The following is a 6,480-nucleotide window of genomic DNA, read 5'->3' on the forward strand; positions in this document are numbered from 1 at the left end:
TGCTGGCAAGGAGCAGGGCGGCGAGGGGGGCGGGGCGAAGCATGGGCGGGCGGGGAAGCGGCGGGCGGCGGCAGCGGCGCGCCGGGCACGGCGCCGGGACGGGGACCGCAGGCGCACAGGGACAGCGCGGCCAGGAAGCCAATCAACGCTCCGAACGCCCTGGCCGCAGCCATGCCCGCCGTCGCCATGCTTCAGCTTCCCCCGTCCTCCAGCCCCGTTTCCTTCCCGCCCCTTCTCAGCCGCTTGGAGAACGGCGGCAGCCCCGCCAGGAGCTGGCGGCCGAAGGGCGTGGTGGCCAGGCGCGGGTCGTAGCACACCAGCGTGGCGCGGTCCTGCTCGCTGCGGATGCCGCGCCCGGCCCACTGGTTCAGCCGCACGCCCGTGGCGGGCACGGTCAGCTCCACGAAGCTGTTGCGGCCCTTGGCCTCCAGCCACTCGCTGCGCGCCTCCGACACCGGATCGCTCGGGTTGGCAAAGGGCACCTTGGGCATCAGCACCCACTCGCACTGCGTGCCGGGCAGGTCCAGCCCCTCGCCGAAGCTCTGCAGCCCCACCAGCACCGAGCGCTGGCCGCGGGCCACGGCCTCGCGGTGCCGGCGCAGCAGCTGCTCGCGCGAGGCGCTGCCCTGCACCAGCAGGTCGTTGCGGATCTCCGGCGGCATCGCGTCCACCAGCGCGCGCAGCTGCACCCACGAGGAGCACAGCAGCAGCGCGCCGTGCTGCACCTCGCGCAGGTCCTGCGCGATGAGCGTGCCGCACTCGCGGTTGTGCGCGGCCGGGTCCTTGGGGCTGGACTGCGTGGCCACCACGATGAAGCGGCCCTGCCGCGCGTAGTCGAAGGGGCTCTGCACCTCCAGCGTGCGCGCGCCCTCCACCTGCTCCAGGCCCGCGTCGCGCAGGAAGAAGTCGAACTTCCCGAGCGCGCGCAGCGTGGCCGAGGTCACCACCGCGCCGCGCAGCCGGCTCCAGAGGTTGCGCTGCAGCAAGCCGCCGGCGAACAGCGGGCAGGCCTTGGCGTCGAGCTGCACCACGCCGGCCTCGGTGCGGAAATCGAACCACTTGGCCGGCGGCATCGGGCCCTCGTCGAGCATCAACTCGGCCGTCTCCACCAGCTCGGTGAGACGGCGCGCCTGCGGGCCGATGGCCAGCAGGTGCGCATTGACCTGCGCGGCGCTGTCCGAGTCCTCGCTGCGCTTGCGCCGCATCCAGGTGGAGAGGTCGGCCAGCTTGCTTTCGGCCACGGAGGCGACCTGGTGCAACTCCTCCCAGAAGCCGCGCAGCTCGTCGGAAAGTTTCCCCTGCGCCAGCCGCACGCGCAGCGGCTCGGTGCTGCCGCTGGCGGCATGCGTCTGCAGCCGCGCCGTATGGGCATCCATCAGTGCGCGCGCGAGCTGCGCCAGCTTCTCGCGCAGCACACCCAGGCCATCGGGCAGCGCCTCGGCCGGGTACTCCAGCTCCAAAGCGGCGACGCTGAGCGCGCGCTCCAGCCGCGTGGCCCAGGCGGTGCTGGTGAGCGTGGTCTCGCTGGCGCCATGCGACAGCGCGATGGCGGGCAGGTGGTGGCCCTCGTCGAAGACGTAGATGGCGCGCTCGCCCGAGGGCAGCGCCGACTTGTCGCTGCGCAGCGAGGCCAGCACCAGGTCGTGGTTGGCCACCAGCACGTCGGCGGCGGCGGCCACGCGCTTGGCGTTGTAGTAGAGGCAGTCCTGGTACTGCTCGCAGGCCGGGCCGGTGCAGGCGTGGCGGTCGGCGGCGATACGGCTCCAGCCCGCCAGCGCCTCGCCGTCCAGGCTGTCGCGCTCGCCGTCCCAGGCGCCGGACTGGAGTTTCCTTTGCAGCTTCTGGAACAGCGCCGCGTCGGCCTCGGCGACGCCCTGCTGCGCCGGCTCGGACAGGTCGAAGGACTCCTGGGCCTGGCCCGATGCCTGGGCGTCGAGCTTCAGCAGGCAGACGTAGCGGCCACGGCCCTTGAGCATCGCGTAGCTGAAAGGCTCGGTGGAAGCCTTGGCCAGCTCCGGCAGGTCCTTGTGCATGAGCTGTTCCTGCAGCGCGATGGTCGCGGTGGAGATCAGCAGTTTTACTTTGCGCAGCCTTGCCAGGTGCAACCCGGCGAGCAGGTACGCACGGGTCTTGCCCACGCCGGTGCCGGCCTCGATGACGGCCACCCGGGGCTGCGGCGGATTGGCGGGGTCGAAGTCGGCCTCGGCCAGGGTGTCGGCGACGGCATGCAGCATCTGCAGCTGCCCCTCGCGCGGCTGGAAGCCTTCGAGCCGCTCGGCCAGGCCGAAATACTGCGCATCCAGCGCGTCGTGCAGCGGCTGCTTGTCCATGGGTCGGAGATTGAGAGTGGCCCCTGAAGCTAGGCGCGAACGCGCGTGGGGCTTGGATAAATAGACAGTGATGGACAGTGTACCGGCGGGTCCGGACCGAGGAGCTGGGGCCTGGGAACGTCCATTGCACTGCAGCAAGCGCATACGACCTTTGGATGAAAGCGAGGCTCCCATGCTCGGCGGCGTGTCCTTGATGCAGTTCCTCAAGGAGCTCTACCAGGAGATCAGCGATGACGACATCTTCAACGGTGCCGCGGCGCTGGGCTTCTACCTGACGCTGGCCATCTTCCCGGCCATGATCTTCGTGATGGCCGTCATCCCGTTCCTGCCCATCCCCAACGTGGACCAGGCCATCATGGACCTGCTGCGCCAGGCCATGCCGGCCAACGCCGCGCAGATGTTCTCGGACGTGGTGCAGCAGGTCACCGGCGAGCAGCGGGGCGGACTGCTGTCCTTCGGCTTCCTCGCCACGTTGTGGGCCACCTCCACCGGCATGTACGCGGTGATGCAGGCCCTCAACGTCACCTACGACGTCAAGGAAGGGCGCGGCTTCATCAAGGCGCGCGCCACCGCCATCGGGCTGAGCGTGCTGTTCGTGGTGCTGATGGTGGGCGGCTTCTCGCTGATCGTGCTGGGCGGCGTGATCCAGGAGTGGCTGGGCCAGTACTTCAGCCTCGGCCCGGCCGTGCTGTGGTTCTTCGCCGCGCTGCGCTGGGTGATCATCGTGCTGGGACTGACCCTGGCCTTCGCCCTCATCTACTACCTCGCGCCGGACGTGAAGCAGGACTTTCGCTTCATCACGCCAGGCAGCCTCCTGGGCGTGCTCACGCTGATCGTGGCCTCGCTGGGCTTCGCCATCTACGCCACCAACTTCGGCAACTACGACGCCACTTACGGCAGCATCGGCGCGGTGATCGTGCTCATGCTGTGGCTCTACATCGTGGGGCTGGTGATCTTGCTGGGCTCGGAGATCAACGCCCTCATCGAGCACCACGCCGCCAGCGGCAAGCAAAAGGGAGAAAAGGTCGAAGGCCAGGCCGCGCGCGACCCCGCCACCCGGCGCCGCGTGCAAGCCGTGGCGCCCGAGCACGGCGGGCTGGAGCACAAGCGCGGAGCCTGATTCCACAGCGCAGGGGAAAGCTTTCCGTTCGCCCCGAGCCTGTCGAAGGGCAGGCGCTGGCACGCCGGCATGGCAGGGGCTTCGACAAGGCTCTCCTGAGCTTGTCGAAGGGCTCGGCCCGAACAGGACTCCTTGGGTACTTGCCTGAAGCAGCTCCAGCCAGCTGCCTCCTCAACGCCCCCCGCGCGCCACCTCGCGCAGCCGCAGGCGCTGGGCGTGGCGTACCGCCGCGGCGTGGCGGCAACGCAGCGTCTCCTCGGCGAAGGGCAGCGCCGCCAGCAGTACGCCGCCCGCCGCCACGCCCCAGAGATAGGCCATGGGCAAAGGATGCTGCTTGGGCCGCAGGCTCCAGTCCGGTACGCCATCGCCCAGCAGCGCCAGCGTCTGGCCGTGATGGATGAGCGCGAGCGAAACCAGCCCGGCCCAGGGCAGCGACAGCTGCAGCGCGTGTACCCACTGCTCCACCGGCGGGATGCGCCGCCGCGACGCGGCGTAGCTCAAGTCCCACCAGGTCGTCAGCTCGTGCGCCAGGCACAGCACGAACAGCAGTACCAGCACGGCGGCCGTGACCTCCAGCAGCAGCGCCGCCGCCAGCGCCGGGCCCATCTCCAGCAGCATCAGCCAGTGCAGCAGCGACTCGCGCGTGCCCGCGTCGTGCTCGATGCGGTACGCGCGGTGGCACAGCCAATCCCCAAACCCGGCCAGCAGCCACAGCGGCAGCAAGCCCCAGAGCAGCACCTGCTGCAGCAGTACGGCAGTCATATCCATGCCGCGGGCGCGGCAATGCCCGTGCCTCGGCCAGCCCGGGGCTTTCACGTGGCCCCGCGCCCCGTGGTGTCCAGGCCCACCCACTAGGAACGGAGCTTGCCGCCAGCCCGGTCTGCCGCTTCCGGCACCTCGCCGCCACGCATGCCCCCCGCCGCCACCCGTACTGAGGTCCGACGCCTGCAACTGGGCTGCGGCCCACATCCCGCACCCGGCTGGATCAACGCCGACCGGACTGCCGCGCCGGGCGTGGACCTGGTGGGCGACATCCGCCAGGGCTTGGCGCTGCCGAGCGCCAGCATCGACCACGCGGTGGCGATCCACTTCCTGCAGGATCTGTGCTGGCCCGATATCTCCGGCGCGCTGCGCGAGATCCGCCGCGTGCTGCGCCCCGGCGGCGTGCTGCGGCTGGGGTTGCCCGACATGGAGCGCGCCATCGCCGCCTGGCAGCGCGGCGACGCGAGCTACTTTTACGTGCCCGATGAGCACGCGCGCTCGGTGGGCGCCAAGCTGGTGACGCAGCTGATCTGGTACGGCTCCGTGCACACGCCCTTCAATTTCGAGTTCGCGCAGGAGCTGCTGCAGGACGCCGGCTTCCACGACGTCCGCCGCTGCGCCTTCCGCGAAAGCGCCAGCGGCATCGAGGGCATCACGGCGCTGGACAACCGTGAGCGCGAGAGCTTCTTCGTGGAGGCGCGGGCCTGAAGCCGGCCGGCGCTGGCCAGGGAACGGGGCCGGGCTCGTCGGCGACCAAGGCAGGACTTTCCCCACAGGAGGCGCCATGAGCCAGGAGACCAGGATCGCCATCGTCGGTGCGGGACGTGTGGGCAGCACCTTCGCCTACACGTTGGCCGCGTCGGGGCTGGTGCACGACATCGTGATCATCGACGCCGACACCGGCCGCGCCGAGGGCGAAGCGATGGACATCGCGCACGCGGTGCCGTTCCACCGCCCGGTGTCGGTGCGCGCGGGCACGCTGGCCGACGCGGCCGGCGCCATGGTCACCGTCATTACCGCCGGGGCGGCGCAGCGTCCGGGCGAAACCCGCCCCGCCCTGCTGCAACGCAACGTGGAGGTCCTGCGCGGCATCCTCGCCGGCGTGGCGCAGGCCAACCCGGACGGGTTGTTGCTGGTGGCAACCAACCCCGTAGATGCGCTGACCTACGCGGCGCTGCGCCTCTCGGGCCTGCCCAGCGGCCGCGTGCTGGGCTCGGGCACGGTGCTCGACTCGGCCCGGCTGCGCGCGGAGCTGGCCGGGCGCTACGACGTGGACCCGCGCAACGTGCACGCCTACGTGCTGGGCGAGCATGGCGACAGCGAGCTGGTGGCCTGGTCCACCACGCGCATCGCCAACATGCCGCTGCAGGACTACTGCGCGCTCACGGGCGCGTCCTGCGGTGCTCGGGACCTGGAGACGATCGCCGTGGCGGTGCGCGACGCGGCCTACGAGATCATCCGGCGCAAGGGCGCCACCAACTTCGCCATCGCCGCGGCGCTCACGCGCATCGTGGAGGCGATCGTGCGCGACGAGGCCTCGGTGCTGACGGTGTCCACGCTGCTGCAGGGCCAGTACGGCATCGAGGACGTGTGCCTGAGCCTGCCGGCGGTGGTGGGGCGCCAGGGCGTGCGCCACCTGCTGCCCATCCCGCTGAGCCCGGACGAGGAGCAGGCGCTGCGGCGTTCGGCCGAGGTCATCCGTAACGCGCTGGCGACGCTCGACCTGTGAGAGCGCTGAATAGCTCATACGCACCTCACCAATCCTTCGGAACGCTGAAAGCCCGTTCGTGCTGACCCTTCGATACCTCAGGGCGAACGGTAGTCAAGGTTCGGAGAGTTCATTCAGTCCGCTTTACCCGTCGCCCAGCTCCGCCGCGATCTCCAGCAGCTGCTGCGGCGTGGGCTGGTCCCAGCCCGGGCCGTGCACGCCCTGCGCGTACCAGCGCACCATCTCCGGCAGCACCAGCGGGTGCTGCCAGCCGCTGGTCTGCAGCCGCTTGCGGATGGAGGGGTGCACCTGCCGCGCCTCCATGTCGGCCAGCAGTTGCTCACACAGCACCGCCTGGGCCTCGGCCGAGAGCGCAGCGATGTCGTCCACCACGCGCTCGCGGCGCCGGCGCAGCCAGGCTTCCACCCAGCGCGCCTGCCGGCGCGCCGACGGTTTGACCAGGCCCTCCCCGGTCAGGACCTCGGCCGGCGCCGTGGCCATCGGCGCGGCGATCACGGCCGGCCCGAGTGCGGGCGCCGCGGCGTAGGCCGGGGCCGCCG

6 protein-coding genes are annotated in these 6,480 nt (G+C 70.9%); 3 read left to right on the plus strand and 3 right to left on the minus strand.

The genetic code is table 11. The annotated features are described in order from the left end of the window. Nucleotides 1–191 precede the first annotated feature (191 nt). Nucleotides 192–2,330, minus strand: a complete 2,139-nt coding sequence (gene dinG / locus Q0741_RS10850; RefSeq protein WP_298233215.1) for an ATP-dependent DNA helicase DinG — start codon at nt 2,328–2,330, stop codon at nt 192–194. 193 nt (nt 2,331–2,523) lie between these two features. Here dinG and Q0741_RS10855 point away from each other — a divergent pair, with 193 nt between their 5' ends. Then, nucleotides 2,524–3,450, plus strand: a complete 927-nt coding sequence (locus Q0741_RS10855; protein ID WP_298233216.1) for a YihY/virulence factor BrkB family protein — start codon at nt 2,524–2,526, stop codon at nt 3,448–3,450. Between the two features lie 171 nt (nt 3,451–3,621). Here the strand turns inward: Q0741_RS10855 and Q0741_RS10860 are convergent, their stop codons facing one another. Beyond that, on the minus strand, nt 3,622–4,212 hold the full coding sequence (locus tag Q0741_RS10860; RefSeq protein ID WP_298233217.1) for a diguanylate cyclase: 591 nt from the start codon (nt 4,210–4,212) through the stop codon (nt 3,622–3,624). A 147-nt stretch (nt 4,213–4,359) separates the two neighbouring features. Here Q0741_RS10860 and Q0741_RS10865 point away from each other — a divergent pair, with 147 nt between their 5' ends. Together Q0741_RS10865 and Q0741_RS10870 are read left to right on the plus strand one after the other, a co-directional pair. Next, nucleotides 4,360–4,920, plus strand: a complete 561-nt coding sequence (locus Q0741_RS10865) for a methyltransferase domain-containing protein (protein WP_298233218.1) — start codon at nt 4,360–4,362, stop codon at nt 4,918–4,920. A gap of 76 nt (nt 4,921–4,996) precedes the next feature. Beyond that, nucleotides 4,997–5,941 (plus strand): L-lactate dehydrogenase, encoded by a 945-nt coding sequence (locus tag Q0741_RS10870; protein WP_298233219.1) that lies wholly within the window; start codon nt 4,997–4,999, stop codon nt 5,939–5,941. A gap of 123 nt (nt 5,942–6,064) precedes the next feature. Here Q0741_RS10870 and Q0741_RS10875 read toward each other — a convergent pair. Next, the coding region (locus Q0741_RS10875) for a hypothetical protein (RefSeq protein ID WP_298233220.1) at nt 6,065–6,480 on the minus strand (416 nt) is incomplete at its 5' end.

The organism is uncultured Azohydromonas sp., from assembly GCF_937926365.1.
Classification (GTDB): Bacteria; Pseudomonadota; Gammaproteobacteria; order Burkholderiales; family Burkholderiaceae_C; genus Azohydromonas.

Bases quoted from the DNA above. Each gene is read 5' to 3' on its own strand.
- Q0741_RS10865 (WP_298233218.1), top strand. From the start codon at position 4,360: ATGCCCCCCGCCGCCACCCGTACTGAGGTCCGACGCCTGCAACTGGGC.
- Q0741_RS10870 (WP_298233219.1), top strand. From the start codon at position 4,997: ATGAGCCAGGAGACCAGGATCGCCATCGTCGGTGCGGGACGTGTGGGC.
- dinG (WP_298233215.1), bottom strand. From the start codon at position 2,330: ATGGACAAGCAGCCGCTGCACGACGCGCTGGATGCGCAGTATTTCGGC.
- Q0741_RS10860 (WP_298233217.1), bottom strand. From the start codon at position 4,212: ATGACTGCCGTACTGCTGCAGCAGGTGCTGCTCTGGGGCTTGCTGCCG.
- Q0741_RS10855 (WP_298233216.1), top strand. From the start codon at position 2,524: ATGCAGTTCCTCAAGGAGCTCTACCAGGAGATCAGCGATGACGACATC.